This is a genomic window from Aliikangiella sp. G2MR2-5, assembly GCF_015687155.1.
GTDB lineage: Bacteria > Pseudomonadota > Gammaproteobacteria > Enterobacterales > Kangiellaceae > Aliikangiella.
In genome coordinates this window covers 830,595-854,145 of the sequence record NZ_JADPQF010000001.1, presented here as the reverse complement: position 1 = coordinate 854,145, position 23,551 = coordinate 830,595, and the positions used below count along the sequence as shown (strand labels likewise).

The 23,551-nt window shown below is 36.5% G+C and carries 20 protein-coding genes; 1 reads left to right on the top strand and 19 read right to left on the bottom strand.

Going from position 1 to position 23,551, the window contains the following annotated elements:
• Nucleotide 1: 1 nt before the first annotated feature.
• Nucleotides 2-1,168 (top strand): hypothetical protein, encoded by a 1,167-nt coding sequence (locus IYN84_RS03390; RefSeq protein WP_196137751.1) that lies wholly within the window; start codon nucleotides 2-4, stop codon nucleotides 1,166-1,168.
• 106 nt (nucleotides 1,169-1,274) lie between these two features.
• Here IYN84_RS03390 and IYN84_RS03385 read toward each other — a convergent pair whose 3' ends face one another.
• From IYN84_RS03385 to IYN84_RS03295, 19 genes are all read right to left on the bottom strand, one after another.
• Nucleotides 1,275-2,168, bottom strand: coding sequence for a glycosyltransferase family A protein (locus IYN84_RS03385; RefSeq protein ID WP_196137750.1), 894 nt, complete (start codon nucleotides 2,166-2,168; stop codon nucleotides 1,275-1,277).
• The gene (locus IYN84_RS03380; RefSeq protein WP_196137749.1) at nucleotides 2,165-3,568 is read right to left on the bottom strand and encodes a methyltransferase domain-containing protein; all 1,404 of its coding nucleotides are present in this window, start codon (nucleotides 3,566-3,568) and stop codon (nucleotides 2,165-2,167) included. The genes IYN84_RS03385 and IYN84_RS03380 overlap by 4 nt, the downstream gene beginning before the upstream one ends.
• 287 nt (nucleotides 3,569-3,855) lie before the next feature.
• A complete protein-coding gene (locus tag IYN84_RS03375) occupies nucleotides 3,856-4,803 on the bottom strand; it encodes a glycosyltransferase family 2 protein (RefSeq protein ID WP_196137748.1) in 948 nt (315 codons plus the stop codon).
• Between the two features lie 3 nt (nucleotides 4,804-4,806).
• Nucleotides 4,807-5,601 (bottom strand): glycosyltransferase family 2 protein, encoded by a 795-nt coding sequence (locus tag IYN84_RS03370; protein ID WP_196137747.1) that lies wholly within the window; start codon nucleotides 5,599-5,601, stop codon nucleotides 4,807-4,809.
• A 66-nt stretch (nucleotides 5,602-5,667) separates the two neighbouring features.
• Nucleotides 5,668-8,172 carry a glycosyltransferase gene (locus IYN84_RS03365; protein WP_196137746.1) on the bottom strand — a complete coding sequence of 835 codons (2,505 nt, stop codon included), beginning with the start codon at nucleotides 8,170-8,172 and terminating at the stop codon, nucleotides 5,668-5,670.
• Nucleotides 8,173-8,537: 365 nt separating this feature from the next.
• Nucleotides 8,538-9,251 carry a sulfotransferase family 2 domain-containing protein gene (locus tag IYN84_RS03360; RefSeq protein WP_196137745.1) on the bottom strand — a complete coding sequence of 238 codons (714 nt, stop codon included), beginning with the start codon at nucleotides 9,249-9,251 and terminating at the stop codon, nucleotides 8,538-8,540.
• 15 nt (nucleotides 9,252-9,266) lie between these two features.
• Nucleotides 9,267-10,256 carry a hypothetical protein gene (locus IYN84_RS03355; RefSeq protein WP_196137744.1) on the bottom strand — a complete coding sequence of 330 codons (990 nt, stop codon included), beginning with the start codon at nucleotides 10,254-10,256 and terminating at the stop codon, nucleotides 9,267-9,269.
• A 9-nt stretch (nucleotides 10,257-10,265) separates the two neighbouring features.
• A complete protein-coding gene (locus tag IYN84_RS03350) occupies nucleotides 10,266-11,528 on the bottom strand; it encodes a glycosyltransferase family 2 protein (protein ID WP_196137743.1) in 1,263 nt (420 codons plus the stop codon).
• Between the two features lie 20 nt (nucleotides 11,529-11,548).
• Nucleotides 11,549-12,487 (bottom strand): hypothetical protein, encoded by a 939-nt coding sequence (locus IYN84_RS03345; RefSeq protein ID WP_196137742.1) that lies wholly within the window; start codon nucleotides 12,485-12,487, stop codon nucleotides 11,549-11,551.
• Between the two features lie 30 nt (nucleotides 12,488-12,517).
• Nucleotides 12,518-13,789: a hypothetical protein gene (locus IYN84_RS03340; RefSeq protein ID WP_196137741.1), complete on the bottom strand. Its 1,272-nt coding sequence runs from the start codon at nucleotides 13,787-13,789 to the stop codon at nucleotides 12,518-12,520.
• A 6-nt stretch (nucleotides 13,790-13,795) separates the two neighbouring features.
• On the bottom strand, nucleotides 13,796-14,812 hold the full coding sequence (locus IYN84_RS03335; RefSeq protein WP_196137740.1) for a hypothetical protein: 1,017 nt from the start codon (nucleotides 14,810-14,812) through the stop codon (nucleotides 13,796-13,798).
• A gap of 4 nt (nucleotides 14,813-14,816) precedes the next feature.
• Entirely contained in the window at nucleotides 14,817-16,742 is a 1,926-nt protein-coding gene (locus IYN84_RS03330) for a rhamnan synthesis F family protein (RefSeq protein ID WP_196137739.1), read from the bottom strand.
• Nucleotides 16,743-16,776: 34 nt separating this feature from the next.
• Nucleotides 16,777-17,817, bottom strand: a complete 1,041-nt coding sequence (locus IYN84_RS03325; protein WP_196137738.1) for an HAD family hydrolase — start codon at nucleotides 17,815-17,817, stop codon at nucleotides 16,777-16,779.
• Between the two features lie 688 nt (nucleotides 17,818-18,505).
• Nucleotides 18,506-19,405 (bottom strand): sulfotransferase family protein, encoded by a 900-nt coding sequence (locus IYN84_RS03320; RefSeq protein WP_196137737.1) that lies wholly within the window; start codon nucleotides 19,403-19,405, stop codon nucleotides 18,506-18,508.
• Nucleotides 19,406-19,470: 65 nt separating this feature from the next.
• Nucleotides 19,471-20,454: a trans-aconitate 2-methyltransferase gene (locus IYN84_RS03315; protein ID WP_196137736.1), complete on the bottom strand. Its 984-nt coding sequence runs from the start codon at nucleotides 20,452-20,454 to the stop codon at nucleotides 19,471-19,473.
• Between the two features lie 15 nt (nucleotides 20,455-20,469).
• Nucleotides 20,470-21,219 (bottom strand): sulfotransferase, encoded by a 750-nt coding sequence (locus IYN84_RS03310; RefSeq protein ID WP_196137735.1) that lies wholly within the window; start codon nucleotides 21,217-21,219, stop codon nucleotides 20,470-20,472.
• 17 nt (nucleotides 21,220-21,236) lie between these two features.
• On the bottom strand, nucleotides 21,237-21,929 hold the full coding sequence (locus IYN84_RS03305; protein ID WP_196137734.1) for a nucleotidyltransferase family protein: 693 nt from the start codon (nucleotides 21,927-21,929) through the stop codon (nucleotides 21,237-21,239).
• Nucleotides 21,930-22,517 carry a D-sedoheptulose 7-phosphate isomerase gene (locus IYN84_RS03300; RefSeq protein ID WP_196137733.1) on the bottom strand — a complete coding sequence of 196 codons (588 nt, stop codon included), beginning with the start codon at nucleotides 22,515-22,517 and terminating at the stop codon, nucleotides 21,930-21,932.
• Nucleotides 22,505-23,533: a dehydrogenase gene (locus IYN84_RS03295; RefSeq protein WP_196137732.1), complete on the bottom strand. Its 1,029-nt coding sequence runs from the start codon at nucleotides 23,531-23,533 to the stop codon at nucleotides 22,505-22,507. The genes IYN84_RS03300 and IYN84_RS03295 overlap by 13 nt, the downstream gene beginning before the upstream one ends.
• Nucleotides 23,534-23,551: the final 18 nt, after the last annotated feature.

The window sequence follows — 23,551 nt, the reverse complement described above, 5'->3', positions numbered from 1 at the left end:
GATGAAAAAGTTAGCTTTAGGGTCTGTTGCGGCTCTTACTCTATACAGTGCATTTGTTTACGCAGACCAGGTTATCAACGATGATTTAATAGTCACATTCAGTGAGTGTGTTGGTAATGACTGTGTGAATGGTGAGAATTTTGGGTTTGACACTTTACGTCTGAAAGAAAATAACTTGCGTATCCACTTCGACGATACCAGCAACTCTGCTTCCTTCCCGAGTAATGACTGGCGCATAGTGGCAAACGATAGCTCTAACGGTGGTGCTAGCTACTTGGCTATTGAAGACTCAACTGCCGGAAGAATCCCTTTTCGTGTTGAAGCCGGAGCCCCTGCAAATACCTTATATGTTGAAGCCGATGGCGACGTAGGTATCAAAACAGCTAACCCTGTTGTAGACCTTCACGTAGTAGAAGGCAACACACCGACTTTACGTTTGGAGCAAGATGGTTCTGACGGCTTTACTGCGCAAACTTGGGATGTAGCAGGTAATGAAGCCAACTTCTTTATTCGCGATGTAACCAACGGAAGTAGGCTTTCTTTCCGTATCCGTCCAGGAGCACCAGAAAGCTCAATAGATATTGCGGCTGATGGTGATGTTGGTATTGGTACTAGCTCTCCTGCAGGTAAAGTACATGTCGCCGGTTCTGGAGTAATTCTAAACTATACCGAAAGTACTGATAACAACGCGGTCCAAATACGTTTAAAGTCGAATAGCACGAATCGTAGATTTCTTGCAGTCGACAGTAGCAATACTACCAAGTCTCAGATACTTTTTGGGGATGCAGAGATTAAATTTGCCGGACAAACCGATTCAAGTAATCTATTTTTAACAGCTAACGCAACAGGACTTACCGTTAATGGCTCGATTTCAACAACGGCAAGCGGTCAAGTTCACCCTGACTACGTATTTGCAGACGATTATGAATTGATGTCATTATCTGATCTGGAAGCCTTTGTTAATAAAAATAGTCACCTGCCCGAAGTTCCTTCTGCTAAAGAAGTTGCTAAGAATGGCATTAACATGACTGATATGCAGATTACACTGTTGAAGAAGGTTGAAGAATTGACTCTCTACACAATTAATCAGCAAAAAACTATTGATGAACTGCAAAGTCGCCTTACTGAATTGGATCAGAAGAATGAAAAATCAGCAATTGCTAATTAGTTAGAAATATCTGTCGATGCCCTGTCACTTTCAGGGCATCAATTATCTTAATAAAAAATGTTTTAGTCTCTTTCGGCTTCAGAAGAATAACAAGAAACTTCTTCGACTAATCAATAAAATTATTTGCAGAATCGACTAGAAACTTTTTTTGCTCTTGACGCACTTTTCCAAATAACAATGCCTTTTTGTCAGTTGGGGAATAATCTTTTCCTCTAATAGCTCTGTATTCCTCGTGAAACACATTCCAAGTTGCATCCTGTCTCTGTTGGTTTGTTGCGACGCCGCCATGCACTTGATGAAAAGTGCCTTCGCCCAAAAGAGAAATAAGTTCAATTCCTTCAAGTTCAGTTGCTCTAAGATAAGTATCCAGGTTTACCAGGCCCCCGCCCGGAGTCTTAAAGCGTTCATCAAACCCCCCTAACTTGTCCCAGTTTACACGCGTAGTAAAAAAAGCGTTACTTTCTGCAATAGGATTGAACCACCCTTTGGCACTTGAACCTGCAAAAACACTAATATTAAACAGGCTATAACCGTTAGTTTCCCATGGAACTGATTGTAATAACTCATCCTCAACCTGTTGATTGTAACCATTCAACACACTCTTCATTTGCACTTCATGGCCCAAATGATACGCATGAGTTGAAATCAAGCTGTTTTGACTAAGCTTATTGGCCATTAATGCTAGACTAAGAAGATTAGGACTAGCCATTCTAGCTCCATCAATCATTACACCAATAAACTTAGCATTACACTTCGATAAACCAAAATTCACCGCTTCTACAGGTGAGTGTGTTGGATTTGAATAGTTAAAATATCGAATATTATTCCATGACTTATCAATTATTGCCTCTTGAGTTGAACCGTTATCAACAACAATAATTTCAATGTCTTCATTACTGATGTTTTTCTGATAAGAGGCTCTCAACGTTAATAGCGTTCTAGGTAACTCTCTTGCCATGTTAAACGTGATGACAACAACGCTAATTAATGGAGCACTCATAATGTTTTAACCTTACGAATCTTTCGTTTGAACTCATTAAGTAAAGTAATCTTTGCAGAATGATTTGCTCTCCTAAGGTCTTTCGAAAATTGACTTAAACATTCCCATAGTTCAGATTTAGATGGACTAATAGCGAGCTTTCGCTCAACGATTTTAGCTTCAAGTTCCCCTTCAAGCTCCATATTCTTGTATTCCCTGACTATAGGATTATATGATTCTAGAAGGACTTTATTATTAGAATTTAAACCTACAATAATGAGCAAACCGGTTGGCAAGGTGTCCAGATAAATCAATTCCAAATCCGGGCGAAACTTAGAAAGGCACTCAGCCAACTTCCATACATCTCCAGTCCAAACACGGGATTTTCTTTGTCGACTCGACTGAATAACATGATTAGGGAATATATCATCAACAACGACAATGGTATGAGATGACGATTTCTTTTCAATATTTATGAAATCCCTTAGTGCAAACTCAAACAAATGCATCCCGTCAATAAATGCAAGATCAATATCAGCGGTATCAAGTCTACTAATGTCTTCCGATTCGAAAAAACGATCACTGGTCGTACTAAATATTTGATGGTTACTCTTAAGAGCGACTTTAATGTCATATTGAGGATCGATTCCAAGTGCTTCACAATTAGCCAGGCACAAGCTTCTACCCTCGCGAACACCAATTTCCAGATAAAAGTTTGGAACGATGCTCTCATGAAGCTTTGACAATGTTACTAAATAATTTTCTTTCCCTTTTATTAAATTTTCCTGTCGCCGTTCATCTTCTGTTTGTTCATATAGCCTTGCAGGGAAAGTCTCAGCTTCATAACGATTTAACTGCCAAGAAAAGGAATCAGACTTTGTCTTCAACGATTTGGTAAACTCTCCACTCTGTTTACTAAAGACTCCAACAAGGTCTTTCCAAGGTCCCCGTTCATCATGGTAAAGCTGTAGTAAATTGCAATCTGTATAGCTTGCTAATGCTTTATAAGCATCTGGATAAAAACGATAACAATCTACTGGATAACGATGAATTGGACCTGATGAAGGAGCTATCAATATAATTAACCCCGATTCACTAATAACTCTAACCATCTCAGAAAACAACAGCCAGAAAAACTCGACGTGCTCAAAAGCCTGTCCCGAAATAAGGATATCAACACTATTATCTTCGAAAGGAAGCTTGTAAGGATCTTCTAATAAAATGTCGACATTCTCTTCAGGATTAATATCAGCAGATTGATAGAAAAACTCCGAACCAGAAAAAATGTCAGCATATGTTCCGTTAACATTGACACCACCGATATCAACAACAGAAATTTTTCTAGTAAAATCCCAGGGCCATTTCTTTACGAAATTTTCATAGCATTTTTGCATATTTTCTAACGAAGATGCGTGCATCATATCATCCTTTTCTAAAAATCGTTCTGGACTAAAGACATCAAAACTCTTGCTTTTCAATTCAATAAAATTCAGAATTAGATTTTGTAACGCTTACAAGAGAACCGAATTTGAATCAGTAGCCAGCTTATTATAGTAATATTCTATTCTAAACAACTGAACACCTTCCAGCCTAAAAAATCTCACTACGACTTTGCCACATTACTCTACAACTAATAGTCGAAATAAACATTTTGAGAACTATCCTAGCTTTCATTCAGAAAGTCATTAATCGCTACACTTGCTATTTATTAGTCTTCTCTATTTAGTGCTATGTATATAAGCATCAAATTAGAAAGTTGATTACTCCGCCATAATTTTCTCGCCAAAACAGCTTTCAACCGTGAGTACCTATTCATTTCATTCCAGTTAGTCAAATAGTTCATAGGTCCTATAGCATCGCCTTGACTAAATTTATCTTCAAATGCCTGGGCTTGCTTACATATCTTCGAGAAGCTTTCTTGAAAGCTTCTAATGTTTTCCATCAACTCAATAGTAAATGCCTTTAATCCCTTACTTTTTGCGCCTATGGTATTTGAATTGTGCTGTCGATAGTAAACTAACGTATCATCTATGAAATGTAACTTGCCAAATTTACTGGCAACTAATGCTAACCACCAGTCATGCATGTAAGCATCAATCGGAATAGGCATTGCTAACTTTAATAAAAACCTATTAAAAATCATTGAACAACCAGATACAACATTTTGTTGTATAAGATTGTCGAAATTCAAATACCAATGCTTTGATATATTTTTGTGTTTATAATATGAGCAAGAGATTTTATTGAGTTTATCATCCACTATTTTCAAGTCGCTAAACACAAGAATAGGAGATTCTGTTTCCAATTTTGATAGTTGACAAATCTCTTTATGCATATTAAAAATTTTGTCTGGTAACCAATAATCATCTTGATCGGAAAGCATGATATATTCTGCGGTCGTTAGCGCCATACCATACTGAAAGTTGCTCACAGGACCATGAACCTTCGAGTTATTTACAAAGACCTCGATTTTTTTATCACTAGCCTCTAGCTTAGAAAGAATTTGCATTGTACGATCCGTTGAACCATCGTCAACAATAATAAAACGTGAAACTAAGGTTTCATAGTCCCGACTATCCTGAATTGATTTTATCTGCTCCTCTATAAAACTTTCCCCATTAAAAGAGGCAAGTACAATATCTATATTTGGTATCATCTACTATTCCAAAATACAAGAACGCTTTATTTGTGGTAACAACTTACACATTTGATAAAGAAAAACACTTTTAACATGCCAAAAGAAGTGTTTACTCATAAATTTCTTACTGTCCCGATGTCTAAAATGAACTGCTCTAATATTTGATAAGTACTCTACATCAACATTGAGCTTATTGGCTCTATAGCAAAGTTCTATATCTTCACAATACATAAAAAAACATTCGTTAAATCCGCCTAGCGTCCTGTACAGGCTCTGTTTCATTAGTAAAAATGCTCCACTACACCATACTCTCCTTTCTTTTGACAACACTTGTGTTCGATCGAGCATGGTTTCTCTGCTATTAAAGAGAAATGTTCTAACAAAATCAATAAAACGCGGGTAGTAGCGAATATTATCGTCACGAGTAGTGAATTTTTTGTCCAAAAATAGATCGATAGTTAGAATACAGGACCTTGAAACGTTTACCATCGTTTTTTGAAGCTTATTAACTTCACTTTTAGAAATCATAACATCTGGATTTAGTACTAGAAAAAATTCATCATCTTGCGGTACAAGCGCATCCAGGTAATACTTAAAGTTCCTATTATTATTCTCAGCAAAGCCTAAAGGCTTTTCATTAGCAATATAGATAATTCCTAAACTTTCACAGTAGTCTTTCAACTTTTTTACAGGCACGTTATCTCGGCAAATTACAACCACATCTTCAATCTCGGCAATATCTTTTAACGTACCCAACTTGATAATTACATCTTGATGATTATGTGAAACTACTGAGATTATTAGCCGTTTTTTCATATTATTTTTACTAAATCTGTTGGAATCATTTCCAAATAAAAATCATTCTTAACCTTTACAACTAAACTAAAATTCATAGTAATCGGTGGCAAAATTCGAATATTGCTTTCCAGTAATATAACTTATCTCTGGCAAAGGCTTATTCATTAGTAGTTGAAAAAGCTCTTCCATCGAAGTGCCCGCGCCAAATAGTTCTCCAACTCCTACTTCGGGAATTCGATCAGAGAAAGCGCCTAGATCATATGCTATTGGATAAAGTCCATGTTCATATGCTTCGGAAAGTGTATAGCTGAATGTTTCCGGCCACGGGCTTAAAAACAATGCTCTATCGCAGCCATACTTATCGATAAGATGGGTTAATTCACTTTGTTTGTACTTTCCTGTAATGGTCAGGTTTGGATGTAGTGATGATATAAGATGTTCCGAGACATAACCAAACAAAACAAATTGGATTGGAAGCTTTTCCCTATGAGCGTATTTAAGTATCTCAATCAGCTTTAAAACTCCTTTATGAACACCAATCGCTCCAAGAATAGCCACTTTTATAGTTTGGTTAGCTGTATCTAACCTTAAATATCTCTCAATTCTTGTTTCCGGATGAGCCTTTACTTCGATATTATTCCCATCATAGCACCTTGAGAATTTCTCTTGAACCCCTTTTGTTGGGGCAATCAACTTCCTTGCTCCATTCATAAACTGCTGACTTAGCCTCCAGTACTCTGTGTATTCTTTCTCAGAGCCTATTTGCTTGTTGGAAGCCGGGTGACAACCGTATGAAGTTACGCACTTTAAACATGCATCTGATGGTCCTCCGCAATACTCATCTTTATCGCGCAGCATATTAACTCTAGGGCAAATTAGATAGTAATCATGCAACGCAATATCGTATGATACGTTCAATAATCTAGGTAGATCAAATATGCGGCGGTCAAATTCCAGCAGCTGATGAAAATGAATCAAGTTGATTTCAAGTTTTTTTAGCACATCAATTAATTGTTCCAGGTCAGTCAGACAATCAAATTCCATACACAATGATTGGGGACAATTTTGTAGAATCCAGACTCGCCCTCCTTGTTCAGCTCTTAAAATATAGCTCTGAACCTCAAACTTTGAAGACACTTCAATTATTGATTGCATCGCGTACTCTGTTCCCCCTCCTAACGAGTGAGTAACATGAAGCACTTTCCTTCTTCCTTCTATTTTTGCATTATCTAATAATTGCTCATTAATTTTGTTTCTAAGAGCTCTAAACGGATCTTTCTTGATAAATGTTTCAACAGCAGGCAGATAATCTGGGTACATTCGGTTCAGCTTACGTAGATTTTTGGTAATTCTATCCGCTGCAGATGAGCCGAAAGAAACTGAACCAACATGTTTAACGTATACATCACAAGCAGCAACATTGATATAACCAGCATCAATTGCTCGTCGACTAAAGTCATTTTCTTCTGCGTAACCTTTGCCCCATTTCTCTTCATCGAAATATCCAATCTGTTCCAATACGCTACGTTTTATGTACATACAAAAGCCGTGAGCTGTAGGAACTTCAATCCTCTTCCCGCTAGCATTTTTCTCAAGAAGCTTATTAATTTCATCGATAGAGGCAGGTTCAGAATAATCAATTCGAGGATTAGGGATCGGAAGACTAAAAATTGTTGCATTATTGGACATAGGAGTAACGGTTGCAATTTCAGGTAATGCATAAGCAGCTGACACTAGCTTGTCTAACCAATAGTCCGAGACCAATGTGTCAGAATTTAGTAGAATGGCGTCCTTTGACAAGTCATACTTCATTCCTTTATTGACCGAACATACAAATCCAAGATTAGAATCATTTTCGAGCAATACTACTCGGCTATTACTTCCGGTGATCCTTCTAACTTCAGAAACCAAATCAGGCTCTGGAGATTTATCATTAACAATGACTATTCGATAAGGTATTTTTGTTTTCGAAGCTAGAACTGAACTAATACAGTCCAGAGTCACCTCTCTTCCGGCATAGACAGGAATAACAACATCAACTTCAACAGACGCTTCTTTAGTAAGATTCATAGAAACAACATCAGATGTTCTCTTATTCCTCCTTCTGCTTTGAGTTTTTTTGCACCTGAAGTTTACTTGGGTTCTATGTATTAGCCTGTGAGTTTTTGAGCACTTAATCTCCAAAAGATATGAGCTCGGCTTAAAGGAGCTGTTATTGTTATTTAAAAACTGAATTTCAAATCCACAATCACCATCATGTGCAAATGCGTCGATAATATCTTTTCTAAAAACTTCTTGTTTGAAGTAGCTAACTTTATTTCCATCAATGTATAAGTCAAAGTTCTTGACGGCTTTACCCTCAGAATCAACCACCCACCCGGTACTACTAAAATAATTGGCAAAGTTTATAAACCCTGTAAAACCAGACTCAGATATTTTGGGTCGCTCTATTGAAAATTTTGAATATCGTTGAAACAAAAAAGCCTTCAACGAGTAATAGCGATTACCCAAAACAATTTTGGCGGCTAAAATGGCAATTTGTTTAAGCTTTTGGATTTTATGCACAGCGTTCAACTTATTAAGCATCATTATATTATTCTACTTATCGAGCAAGACTTCATCCTGCTATTTACAACTTCAACCAATTTATTTCCTTGTAAAGGAAAGTTTTAGTATTTTATTACACCTACTAGGAACTCCCCTAAAAGTCCATCATCCTTAAGAGAGTCCTTGGAAAGCTAGAGCAATTTTAATATCTACATTAACAGATTCATCTACTCATCTGTTATTGTCTTGGAATTTACATTTTCCACATTAATTAATGATACGTAAGCGCGCTTTACAATTTCCTAAAATTTTTGGTAGAAATTATTGCATTTAACTATACTAAAAGCACATTAATCTTTGTTAATTCCTCAACGATCCCTTGTACAAATCGCTTAACATCGGTCCAACTAGCGTCCAACATTTTTCCACGATTCTTTATCATAGCCAAACAACATAAAATCGTTTTTATATACATTAAATACTTTGTTAGCCATATCCTCAGTATAAACAGTCTCTTCTTTTCGTTTTGGCGATTTATTTGTATGCATTAGCTCCTTATCTATATTTAATTTTCGAGCAACAAACTTAAAATCTTCATCAACAGTTTCAAATTTTCCAATATAATCAACCAGTAACTTTCCAGTTTGATCTGAAATATATCGCTCTTGCGTGTAAAAAAAGTAATGTTTACTGATATTTTTTCTATTAACCCATTCTAGAACGAAATTTTCGAAACTTTTAAAACGTGTAACAAAAGCTACTGAAGTCTTAGGGTGTTCTTTAAACTGTTTAAAACTATACTTGTAAGTACTTAGAATTCTTTCATAAGGATTTCTGACGAAAGCAAATTTAAAATACTCGTTAAAATCTTCTCTAGGTAAGAAGTTATACGTATCGGCAGTAAAGTGAAAGGTATTTTCGCCATATAATGATTGTGAAATACTTGTCCCAGCAGCCTTAGGAATGTGAATAAAAATCGACTTCGTCTGATCAAAAGGTTCTTTCCAGCAGCGCTTCCATACATTATTTTCCTCCATCTGTCTTGCTCTTACTACAGATAGTTCCTCTTTACCTACGTTGGAATTAAAAAAACCAACCAATTTGCTACTAAGAAAACTCATTAACTTTCACCTATTTCAATACTGATGCTTTGACACATTTAGAGCCTTTAATATTTCTGACACAATCTCTTCTTCACTCGGTCTCTTGAACGTCGTCCATGATTCGTCATCCATGGGTACAGGTTCGCTAAATAATTGCTTACCATTTAGAAATTTTTTTGATAAATAAGAATATTGACTCTGATTATTCTTTACTATTTGTCTTCTTCTTTTAGGAGATAGAAGACTTACCTTCTGTCTTACTTCATCTGTTTTCTTCAGATAATCTAAAACAATGCTAACTTGCTCTTTACTAAGTCCCGATCGCTGTGCCACTTCCAAAATCGCGTTTGCCCTATTAGAAAGAGAAGCGTTAACTTTGTTTAGATTTGAAGCGAAAAATTCTTCCGCTCTTAAACCCAATATATCAAGAACGTCAGGCACTATGCCTGAACTCATTATCTTGGACTCATATGGACGGATAATAATGTTCTCTTTCCCAAAAACGCGAGCCCACCTATCTACCAAGTAACGGTAATTAGCATTTTTCGTCTTCTTATTAGTGTTTACGATAAATTTTTCTATACCTTTACCATATTTTGGCTGATGCACCATCTTAAGAGATTGATTGTAAGCAGACTCCAACCATGAGTCATGTCTTCGTAAATAAACCAAAATCTTACATTCAAAATCGGAAAAGGCAGACTCAACATCTACTAGACTCCTATTTAGAACAAAGTTCTCTGAACTAATAAGCAATTTATTTGCAGATGAAGAATTAATTTCTTTGCAAAGAGAACTTTTAAGATAATCAATGTCGTTTATCTCTAAACCATCTTCCCTGTTTTTCCCTGTAAATCCTAAAATATCACTGATACCATAATGAGCGACACCAGAGATCCCTGTTTTCGGATAGAGTATCCCTCGATCCAAAAGCGCTTCTCTATTTTGATTGAACCAATACTGAAGTGCAGACGACCCCGTCTTATTCATCCCAATATGTAGGTATAACGTAGGTTTATTCATTTTTTCTGATTACTCACTACTACTTTTACGACTTCTCAATAGTGCATATCGCTGCATTTTTCTCAATATCAAGGCTCCATTGGGCCGCGCATAAAAAGCCCTTCTAATAAAGAAATTTGCCAACCAAAGACTTCTTGTTTCGAAATATGTGGCAGTATCTCTAAGATAGTTAGCATCTTTCTTGAACAATGCATTTAAGCATGAAAAAAAAGTTGGGATAAACTGCTCTTCATCTTGGGAATCTTTCGAAACATTGGAATTTTCTGCATGAGCCTTTATTGCCAACTTCTCTACCACAGACTTGTAATTAACATTGCAAAAAACACGCCTCGTTTCTTGTGGATGGTTTTGTAAAACTTTATCTATTGAATCAATACATCTTTCAGCACGCTTTAATACAAACAGCTGACCTTCTTTTATTATGGTTTCAATATCCAAGCGCTTGAAAAACAATTCCCGTTCTTTTCTATATCGCTGAAAAACGTCTGCTTCTAACTCAAGTCGAATCAACTTTTTACCCACATTATACCCATGTCTATTTAGCTTTATCGGGATATCATCTGAAGGCCTGCCTCTTGAAAGTAAAGAAACATATTCTATCTCTGAACGATTATTGCGGTGAATAATCATGACATCTCTTAACTTACTAAGCTCTTTCTTCAACAACTGACTTTGCTTTTCTTCAGATTCAAACTGCTGGTTGTCACAAAATACTCCTACCTTACCGTTATCGAGCTCCGAATAGTGTAGCATCAGTTTCTTAACTGGAGCATTTCTATGAAGCATCGTTTTGACATTTCGATGTAAAAAACCTTTAACAGTTTGTCCTAACTTTCTAAATGGAGGTTCCTCCCCCATTTCATTAATCCACTGAAAGACCATTGCAATGGGCTTGTTTGCAGCTCGAATAATTTCCTTAATATTCTTTCTTAGCCCCTTAGAAAACCAAAATTCATCAACATCAATAAATAGAATATAATCAAACTCTTTAGAAAGACGGTTTTCTTCAAAAGCTTTTCCATAAACAACATATTGCAAATGTTTTCCTACTTGAGGATGGCAATAATCCGTCCAATCAGCCGAATAACAATTAACCTGCGGATACTCTTTATTGATTCTATCCATTACCTCAAATGAATTGTCTGTCGTTCGATTTATGTAAACATCAATTGCATCAACACCAATGAACAAATGATGGAATACCCATTCAGCAATGTAGGCCCCCTCATCTTTAGCAATTGCGACAATTTTTACCTTAATATCGTCGTTCACGAGACTATTAAACCCCTTAATTAATCAGCTTTATTTAATTTTGATAATTGTCGCAAAACAGCGAGTGGAGTAAACATAACAGGCTTGTACTGCTTGGCTTCAAAAAGCTCATTTCGACCAAAATACTCTTTAGCAAGTTTTGAGTTTGAAACTTTATAATAATTGTCTAGCATTCTCTGTTCCGGAATACTGTATAAAATCCCTGGAGTTCGCAATTCTGCTATCGAGTTAAACTGAGCGATAACTTCATCCAGATTTTTCTTATATTGTACAGGATCTACAACATTTACATTAATTTGCTTAATTGCAGGCAAAAGCTGATTAGGGACCGAGACATTGACCTCTTTACTATCCTTAGTATTTCGAACCTGTTTTTCAATTGTAAAAAAGTCTAAAAAATCACCTACAATATGCTTGGAGTGAAGAAATATTTTTATATTTTCCTTACCAACAACAGCTTCCCATTTTTTTACTGTATTGTAATAGTCCATCCACTCTATATTAGCCATTGTCAACGAAAAAATAGAGCCCGGATAGCGTACATTTGGATCTTTCACGAGTTGATTAAAAAGCGATAAAATCAGCTCTGACTGTAAGCGTAAAGAAAAAATCACCACTACATTATTAAAATTTCGGTCTACAAAATTGCGAAACTCTTTAAAGTCAAAATAGAAAGGTGAGAGCTCCGATGATATCAGAACTGATTGACAATTTGACTCTAACAACTCTTTTTCTACTGCGGAAATAGCATCATTCAAAGTGAATTCAGACGAATAACCAGACGTCTCATTAAATGCTAATGCAAACTTATGATGGGAATGATCATTCCACTGCACAGACTTAGGATACAAAATGTCTTTCTTTAGAAATAGTTCACTATTTGAATTTATCGCATTTTGCACAGCTGAAGTGCCTGTCTTAGACCAGCCTACGTGTAAATATAGCGTTTTGTCTGTCATATTATGGGTCCTATCTACCTATTCAGTCCTTTACATATATTTTCGAGTACGAAATCCCAGCAAGTAATCAATAACGCTCCCTACATCGAGAGCGACTCCGCCTGATTGTTTAATTAAATGGCAATAATGTTTTCCGAGTAACCCTGCACCGACAAGAAATAATTCACCAGACAAGTCTGACACGTTAATCTGAGAACAAATTCTCTCAAAAGCTGTTGGATAATGTGCCTCCCTAATCTCGTATTTAAACTTATCGGCAAATTTATGCTGAGTAGGCACTTTAATAAAATTGCTTATTTTAGCTTTGTACTTTTCTACAAATGCGTCTCTGACTTTACTTTCGTCATGACCAGAAATTACCGACACATTAATATTTTTGTTTTCAAAAAGATCATCAAAGAAGCTATTTTTTAGCAAATGCTGATTAACATAAGCTGAACAATATACTTTATGAGGAAAATCAATCACCAAACCATTTGCTCTTGTATACCCTCGTCTATAGCGATTCTCTTTAATTTCAAAATCTGATAATTGATGGCCTAAATCTGGTATTCCAAGAATATCAGCGCTTTCAATCGCTTCAACCAATAAACTATTAAAGGATAAACGATCCTTTTCGGTAAACTTTGAATGTCCATACCAAGATTCATACATGCAATTCTGATCTGCTTTTTCTTTGTCTCCCAGATTTGTCGTAAGAAACGCCGACTCTCCGTCACCAATACGAATAAAAGAAAATGGACTAGCCGTATTCACTGCGTGTAGAAGCTTAGTTCTAACTTCATTTTCGGGCCGTAGTAAACAATTTTGGTCAGGATTAACTTCAAGATAGTGAGTTTCAGCTCTTAAATATGGCATTAAAAATGCGTTCAAACTACTGCTATTAAATCCCGATAAAGTATCTCCGATTGCATATCGACTGTTTGAGTTATCTTTGTCTAAATCAAGGAATCGATATGTATCACGCAAAAGCATTCCATTTTCGCTCATCCTTCTAACAATATCTCTTAACTGAAATTGAGCTTGAATTTCTCCTTCATCTTCAACTCCTTGTTCCAGCTGCTTTGCAACTTTTGCGTGAATACGTTTTTCAAGCTGAAGAATTCTTTTACCGTTTGGGCGAACTTCGCGTGCAGCTGCTATTATTTTTTTCGCCATCATTAAGTCATGAACTTCAAAAAAAAGCGCCAAATCGACTAAAAAATCAACCGTAAATTGATATTTAGCTTGTGCAAAATCATAAAGAGATGTAAGTCGCTCATCACAGTTTTGAGGTTTTTTTATCGCAATTTTTCTTAACAATTTAAATCACTCTTTATTTATTAGTGCCGGCGATATAAGCGCTTTGATAATCTCTTTATATTGATTCTCACGGTCATTCTGGCCTGTTTCACTGACATCTTTTGGCTGGAAGATTGACTCGAACCTGTATTCTTCTAAAAACTCGCGGTGAAGAATCTTATTACTTTTATCAAAGTGATTCCGTATCTTTTCTCGCAATGACAAACTTAAGAACTGTGGTGCTTTATCAGAAAGAGCTTTAGCATTTCCAGTAAATTTCAATAGCGTCTTCTTAACTAATGGGTCATGAATAGAGCTGTAGACTCCGTTCATTTCAGACAACACTTCACACAAATAGGGATTCAAGGTTTCGTTAAAAACAACATTCTTTGTATTCAGCTCCTTTGCATCAACCCCAGCCTGCAACATAAACTCTTCTATCAAATTTCCATTTGTTAAAGCGTCAGGATGTAATGGCACAACCTTAACTTTATCTTGGCCATAGCAACTAGCAAAAAAACGACTTACATTTAAATAATTTGGTACACTCTGTCTAATTGACTGCTTAACGAAATCTTCAATTGTTGTCCCATCTTTATGACTCCATTGTTGCCAGGCAGAAAGAATAAAGTCTTCTTGCAACCGGATAAAATAAACGATTTTTATATCATTAAAATGTTTGGCAAATAACTCGTGAACCTTTCTACCATAAGCACCACCTAGTCTATTGACCAGATTTTCAGCGGAAACAATGATTTTTTTACAGTTATATTTCTCTTCGAATCCTTTTATTTCAATCAAGCGCTTTTCAAATTCTATAAGCCTTTCTTCAAGAGAGCTCTCATTCTGACACAAATGAATATTCTTGAAGTACAAACGCGGCGTATCTGCACTCAAATTGCAGTCTTTTTCAAACGAAAAAACAAAATTATTATCCGGAAAATATGTATTTTTCTTTGCCAGTTTATGTCGATTTCTTAGCAGTGCTCTCTGTATCGATGTAGACCCGCATTTAGGATGTCCAGGATGTATGATGATTTGCATCTTTCTATTCTCCAAAGAAAGGATATCGTCCAAAGTTGCATACTAGTCGACCCCACTTAATCGTTTTTTTCTCATCGATCGGTCCTGACAACACATCATCAAACCCAGCCGCAATCCACTTGTCATATGGATTCAATATGTGCACATTCATCATCCCAAGGTCTCCACATAACTGAGAATCGCTTCTGACATTATCCCCCACATGAATATAGCTCTTACCATTATCTTTTGTCAGGCTCCGTATATGATTCCACATGGTCCCATTATCTTTTCGCATTCCCATAGCAGATGAAACGAATAGTTTGCAAGGCGAGACAAGACCTATTTTCTTAAGCATTTTTTCAATATGACTCTGTCTGTAGTATGTATCAGTAATCAACCAAATTTCTGTTCCATTATGCGAAAGCGTGTTTGCCAAATTAACCATTTCATTTTTTGCGAGGCACATATCGAGATCGAATTCAAATTCTAATTGCAGATATTCTTCTTGCTCTACTTCCGACCATTTAAATACTTTACCCAGCTCTTCATAAATCTCGTCTATAATGACGTCACTTTGAAATTGTTTTTCCAGCCTTACCCTATGCTCCGCTTGATTTCTCATCTCAATGAAATCTGTTGGCGATGAAACTACACCTTTTTCAGAGAGCACTTTTCCAAGCTTTAACTTTGCATAATCAGGTACAAAGTACTTTCTTCTCAATAGAGTATCAAAAACATCAAAAGAAACGATATCTGCACCACTCAAATCATTATTAAGACTACTTTCGCTCTTAGCATAATTTATATAAATATAAGATTTGTCTTTAGTGAATTTTCCAGACTGAGGGTGATAAAAAAACTGTTTGTAGCTATTTTTCTCCGCAAGTAAACCGACAAGTCTCTCCATAGCATGAAGATACGAGCCATCAGCTGGTAAAGGCTCTTCAGGAAAATCTTCATACTGGTAATCTTTTGCCAACCACTGTAGAACCGCTGCCGGTCTTGCCCAAAACATTCCACCGACGGGATAGTTAAGAAAATCGCCATTAAGGGTAATATCCCAATCACGAAAATACTTATTTACAAAAGGCCTATTGCATGTCCAATGATTAACCCATGATGGCATCATCCAGAATGATGTCGGATAGTAAATACCAAGTTCATCATTTTGTTTAAAGAGTTTTAAAAGCGTGGTAATAACATGAACATCTTTAAGCAAATACTGGTTAAGATAGTTAGACCATTGACTTTGCTCTCGACCTGAATATAGACTTTTCTTTGAATGAACATGGCACATAAGATCATAATTGAGCAGTTCTTTAGAGAACTCGACCAACAAAGGCCCAAAATTTCGACCTCGATTCGGCGCGACAACAACTTTAACATTTTTGACGCGAGACAATTTGGAAAACACTTTAATAGCGCGTTTTTTCATTAAATCATCTTTCACAGCGACAAATAGGTCTACATTGGCAGGAAAGTCTACGAGACACTGTGCAAACTTATCGATAAAGTCGTCATAAAATATATGCAAGCATATGGCAATTTTTTGCTCTTGCCAGCCGTTAACACTTCCTTCTGGATGAAGCTCACCTTTAGGAGACCAGCGAGAAATTTCATCGTTTATACTTCTCTCTTCAATCTCTCCTTGCTTTAGGTAATGTTGTAAGGCTCCTGTACAGGCATGATATACATCAAGATTGGTCCTTAAATAGTATTCCGTATCAAAACTCTTCGAAGGGTTGATATTTGCAAAGCTCGATTTTTCAAGGTAATCAGAAAAAGCGGCATAAGGACTACTAAACCGACCATATTTTTCCTGATAATACTCGTTATCAAACAACTTCATTACTGTTGCTTTTTTATAGAGCTTCATCGCTGATGGTTTTGTTACGATCTGTCTAAATGCACGCACCCTTCTTCGAAGTGCTCTAACTAAAGTTTTCAAGTTTAAATACTCTTTTTACCAATTTCTCTAAGTTTTAGATTTTAAATAATTGTTTTGATGAGATGTTCCCATTCCCGGAAATAGCGTCATCGATTTCAAATAAATGCTTAACGCCTCCAGGCATCACCAATGGTTTAGTAACGTAAGGCTCAAAAATATGATCGAGTTCTTGAGCATTAAATCTCACATTAAATCTGAAGTTTTCGATGACTGCTTTAATAGCCCCTTTCATGACCGATTCAAGTAAAAAGAAATTTTTCTGAGTGCTTGCTTGAGCACCATAATAAAAATTGTATTTCTCACCATCTGGTAAGTGGTTAAATTCAACATCGATTAACTGACCATTTGGCGCGGTAAGTAGGCTTTCGATAAATAACGAACGATCCAACATAATGTGTCCATCACCTATCTTAATGCCTTCGTGAAACAAGCCTTTCATTGTTGCCTTACAATCACCAATCGCATGAACTCCAGGCTTGCTGGCAATAAAATAAAAACCGCTAATGTCTTTTGATGTCATATGACAAAGTAACTTTTGGATAGTACCTGAATAACCGATATCTAAAACGACTGGGCTATTCGAGCCCATAAAACCAATATCTTCAAGATAACTTTTATAGGCATTTAACGACTTTTTAACGACTTCTTGAAATTGAGCTTGGTACTTTCTTAGTAACTCTTCAGCTATGAACATATCATCGGGCAAGACTATTTCGACTTCCTGATCTTGAGCACTGACAATAGCATTAACATCCTGTTCGCTTATTGCATAACGAAAATGCAATAGACTGGAAAAGCTGCCTTTAAATTTGGGCGAAAGTGAATAGGCCCAAGTATTGGCATCAGCAACACAGAAGCGGAAGAGAGCTGCTCTGGATACTGTAAGGTATTTTGCCTTTACTTTCTCATCTATCAACTCTTCGGACTTTAGTTGATCGATGATTTTTTTAAAAAAATAGCCTTCTCTTGCCAAGCAGAATATCTCATGTTCCTTTTCAAGATTTTCAAAAACTCGAAAAAAATACTCGCTTAATATCGGTCCAAGAAAATTATATCCAAATTCTTCTAATTTCAACGTATCTTACCCAGTCAAAAATTGTATATGCCAAACAAACTATTTGAGTTTGTCAGAATATTATTAGTAATAACTATGGCTACAACTATCCGGTTATCGAAGACACCGGTACGCAACCTTGTTAACTGTTCATTAATCGAACACTGGCAATAACAGCCTGGTGATTCCCGAAAGACTATATTGCGCGATATTGTAGTGCTCTAACGGCGCTAGCTAGTTCTAGCCTTGTGGCCGTGTAATCCAACCAATTGTTTGATTGATATCTCAATAACAATCCAAAGCTAACGAGAAATGTCTGAGAAATCGGCCGCTGTCAAAAACACAATCGAATTTCTCATGAGAAACTCTAAACAATTAATCGCAGCACCTCATTTCAGCCAGTCAAACGGGAAAATCCGTTACATGCTCAATAAAAAGGCAACCAAATCTCAAAATCGCGCATATTCTACCTTATTTTGAATCGTTTCTGAGGTATTTTTTGACGGGATGAGAAATATTTTAATAAGCCTGTGTGCCTGATACAGCTCAGAGTCTTTCGAAACCTCAAATCTGCGTTTTGGTTCCAGGTTTGTTAATGCTCATCAGGATTCGATAAAACAAAAGTAAACGCTAAGATACTGTTATTTAAAGATTTTTATAGAGCGTTTAAATAAAGTTGCGGGACAGAGTAAAATTCGCGTGAGATAGCTTATTTTTTGGACAGTTGATTTTGATGAATGCTATTCAAAACTTTGAACTGTTGCGCTAACAAAGGAGCTGCCACCTTCCATGATTGTACAACATTTAGCCAGTTATTTTCGGGTTTTCTGTCTCTGGCAAGTAGCCGAAATATTCGATAGGTATCGAAGCAGATGGATAAAATACTTTCATTCGCAGAAATTGAATAAGGATCTGCTAAATAGGAAACCAATGCAGGATCATAAAACTCCTCGCTAAATTTCAGTATTTGTTCGGCGTTTGCGTCGAGGTTTAGTGCTTTGGATAGTCTGGTTAGCTCTTGTTCCGGGCTTTTGCAAAAATCGAAAAAATCAACAAAGGTCACGTTTTTCCTGCCATCCAGCAGTTTTTCCAGATAATCCAGGTTGTGGTGCAGCCATAAAAGCTGGCTGAGCATATAAGGCGCCTGATTTCTCTTACCCAAAGAGCGACAAACATCGACGGGATTTCTGAAGGAAAAAATAAATTCTAACTCAAATTCTGCCGTTTCTGCGACTTTAAGCCAAAACGGCAGCACTCTGATTGTTCGGGGATCTTTGAAAGAAAATACGCTGGCGAACTCCTCCAGCCGGGAATTGATCAACTCTCTCCCTTCTAATATGAGCCCCTCAAACTCTGCTTTAGCCCAAAGCGCTTCATCGATAGTTCCAAGCGAATTCCACTCTAAACCTAAGACAGAGAGTACTTTGTTATTGAGAGAGACAAAATCCATATCCTCCCAGTGACCTTTAGGGTTGCCCTTGCCCGCTCCCATCAGGTTTTCGCCAACTTCCAGACCACAGCTATTCAAGCCAGCCATTAGCATGCTAGTTCCGCTTCTGTGCATTCCTATCAGAAGTACTACCTTAGACTTTCTTGTTTTTTCTGTCACAGTAACGTAAGTTTTCCTTGTAATCCGTTTAACTAATGATAATTTAGCGCGAATGTTCATTGCTCTCAATCAAACGGTGGTCGAATACAAAACTCAGGAGTTAAATTTTTATAACATTTGGTTTTGGACACATCATGCTTTGTTAATATCGCGGCCATCTTGGTAGGCTTTAGATAACCCAAATCAAGTAATACTGAGTTTAAAAACTCTAAAAAGTCAATGAAAGCTAAGTCTTTGCTATTAGAAGTATCATAATTTGCACCATATCCTCTACTAATAAACTCATCGGTTAAGTTTCCATACCCTAAAAATGTGTCAAAATTAAAAAACTCAACTAACAGAGGTAAAATTTCATGGGCCCTAATACCCTCAAATCCTCTGTCAGAACAATCATGATTATAAAATTCTTTGAATTCTTTACGCAATAGGTGATGATACTTCTTATTTTCGGGTAAAAATGCCCATATTTTTTCAACAAACTCTAATGCTTCAGGCCATCTCGCGTGACCTTTTGCACCGATCATATCAAATGTAACGAATACACCTTGAGGTTCGAGACCTAGTTTTATTGCTTGAAATAAATGCTCAAGTTCCATTACATGATGCAGAGCATGATGTGCCATAACTCCAGCATATTGTGTGTTGGGTTGCCAGGAATTAAAGTCTCCTTGACTAACTATAAAATACTTTACCATTCCAGCTTTTTCGATGTTTTCGTGAGCTCTTTTTATTTGATGCTCCGATAATTCTAGAATTTCAAAACTAAAGTTATCACATCCTAATTCCAATAGTTTCTTTACTACTTGTATTTCCACTGCCGCATTACCCGCTCCGAGAGAAATAATACGTTTCGTGTTTGATTTATCAATGCTTCGCTTGAACGGCACTGCATAGAATTCAATATGGTTTTTAACTCCTGTAACTTTTTCAAAAATAGGCTTAAAGTGCTTTCGTTTCCAGTAGTCTATTATAGAAGAAAGTTGCCCGTGCATATCCTCCACGTTATCATATTGTTCAATTTGCGCTTTGATTCTTTCTTCGTAATTCATCTTTGACATCCCTGTTTATAACAGAATATTTTTTTCATCCAACATAGATTCAAATCTAAAATCTGCATTTGACTCACAAAATGCTCTTTGCTCAGCTGATAACGAGTATTCGCTCCTTTCTTTTTGAAGTCTCAATGAATTAGCAAGAATATTTTCATACTTTTCAACAGTTTCCCGATCGAACTCTAATTCTAACCAATTATATAATGGACCCAAGTTTCTATTATCAATAAAAACATCTCTATAGTTGACGCACGCAATTTTTTCTGGATAACGTTCTAAAGCGCTCAATGTCAGTCGTAAAGAATTATTCCATGCAAATACAGCCTTTTTAAAATCTTTTGTTGCTGGCCAATTTTCTTTTGCTTCAGCCCTTTTATTCCAGGATGCAGCTACTTCAAATAAATCTCGATAGATAAAAATACATTTAGCGTCTGGAAAAACACTGTAGATTTCGTCATAAACCTCGTATATTTCTGGTCTCTTGTCCCCTATATACCTGTAAGAACCGTTAATTAGTTTATTTTCAATATTCGAGTCCCACCGATGAAATTTTGCGAAATCATCGTAAAAGGTATCGCCATTTCTAACATCCAAAAAACGTTCTTTTGTGAACAAATTATTCGCAATTCTAAAATCATCCTTTTTATAAAATTCTCCGTACCTTTCCATCCCCATTACAACGTCTTTGTTGACGCCGATCAAATGCGCCAACGCGCTGGTTCCTGAACGAGCACATCCGGCTATAAATAGTTTCTTTTTCATAAAATATACTCTTATATTTACTTTTCTTCCAACTCTCGCATTAATTTGCAAAACTTAAAGTAATCTTCCGGAATCCCAATATCAATGAACGAAACATCTACTTTTTCTACACAAAAATCTTTGTAAGTATTGCTCAACACCTCATTTTCAAAAGAAAAAGCTTCTTTTTCAATATTCTGAATCAATTTAGTATTCAAAACATACGCTCCAGAATTCACTAAACCGGGGCCATTTTGAGACTTTTCCGTAAAAGATATTATACGTTCATCTGAATCAAGCTCAACTTTACCGTAACGACCTGTTTCGTTAACTTTAACCAAGCATATACAATTTTGTAGAGGTTTTGACTGCTTAATCAAGCTACTGTAATCGATATCCAAATAGGTATCTCCATTAAGCACTAAGAAGTTATTTGAAGTTACGCTTTTTGATGCCTGTTTAATAGCTCCCCCCGTCCCTAACGGCTTTTGTTCAACGCTAAAAGAAACTTCACATTTAACTGGAGAGTCTAGATTTACACGTTCGATTATAAAATCAGCTTTATAGCATAGAGACAATATAATCTTTTTGCAGCCGAAAGACTCTAGCCTCCTCATCAAAAGATAAAGAAAGGGAGTGCCGTTAATGTTTACCATCGGTTTGGGAGTATCTCCAGTAATGGATTTTAATCGCTTCCCTTTACCTCCCGCCAAAACAACCGCTTCGAACATTTATTCAGCCTTTGTAAAAAGAACTTTTTCTACAATTGCACAAATCATGTGGCCTATACAAATATGTGACTCTTGTATATATGACGTACAATCTGAGGGTACTCCTATGGTATAATCACAGCTATCGTTCAATACACCACTTGAACCACATAGCCCCACCGTCGTTACTCCAATTCTTTTGGCTTCTTCTACCGCATTAATAATATTCTTTGATTCCCCTGAAGTACTTATGCCGATAAATACGTCGCCATTTTGACATTGTGCTTGAACTTGTCTGGAAAAAAGACTTTCGAAACCATAGTCGTTTCCAATAGCTGTTAACATTGATGTATCAGTAGTTAACGCAATAGAGGGTAACCCTGGACGGTCAAAAAGAAAACGACTCACAAACTCTGCAGCTATGTGTTGAGCATCCGCTGCACTACCGCCATTTCCTGCTAAAACCACTTTCCCCCCACTCTTAAAACAACAGATGATGCGTTCAGCAACTAAAGAGATTGTGCTCTTAATAGAGTCACTTGCTAAGATTTTGGTTTTAACTGATATTGAACTATCAAGATAGTTATTAATAAAATCTAAATTGTCCAAGAATAAGCTCCTTCGCGCGTAAATTGAAATTTGTGTATCACTCCTCCAAACTTCTTCAATTGCTGAATTACCTCAACTCTACGTTCTGGTTCTACGAAAACCATCATAAAACCTCCGCCTCCAGCCCCAGATATTTTCAGTGATTTGGCGCCACAATTTAGTACGCAATTTTCAATATCATTAATTAGTGGGTTTGCAATCGATGAAGAAGTCGCTTTTTTTGCTTCCCATGCCAACTTGAACTCCTGCGAGAGTTCCTCAATATTTGCTTTAAATAAATGCTCTTTAATTCTGAAAGCAGACTTTTTCACATTATGCATTGCTTCCAGTCTTCGAATATTTTCACCTCTTATCGACTTCATTTGATCATCAATTATTTTTGCTGAATGACGAGACTTGCCTGTGTAGTATAGAATAAGATTTGCTTCAAGTTCATTAATGATATTTTTTCGAATTCTTAACGGATTTACGATTACTCTATCCTTTTTATAGAACTCAATAAAGTTGAAGCCTCCAAAAGTTGCAGCGTACTGGTCTTGCTTGCCTCCAGCTAAACTACAATCGTTCCGCTCTATTTGATAGGCTAAGTGAGCTACATCATATTCTCCCAAAGGCAGAGACAGCAACTGTTTTAACCCTTCAAGAATGGCTACAACCATTGTTGACGACGATCCTAAACCACTACCAGGAGGTGCATCCGACTCAGTGATTATTCTTAGCGGTAACAAATGCCCGTGATTAAAGTCTCTCATGACCCTAATGTATACTGCACGATGTAGTAGTAATTTTCCTTCTATTGAAAAAGGTTTTCGTAAATCAATTACTTCTCTGATTCCGAGATCTTTTGCTTCAAAAACGACTTCATTACCATTAACTTCTTGATCAATATAAGCATTGGCGAATAAGTTAATCGTTGCATTTAAAACACATCCCCCAAACTCATCACTATAAGGAGATACATCTGTCCCACCTCCAGCCAAACCTAGCCTTAGAGGAGCTTTACTTCTGATTTTCATATTATACCTCTAAACTTA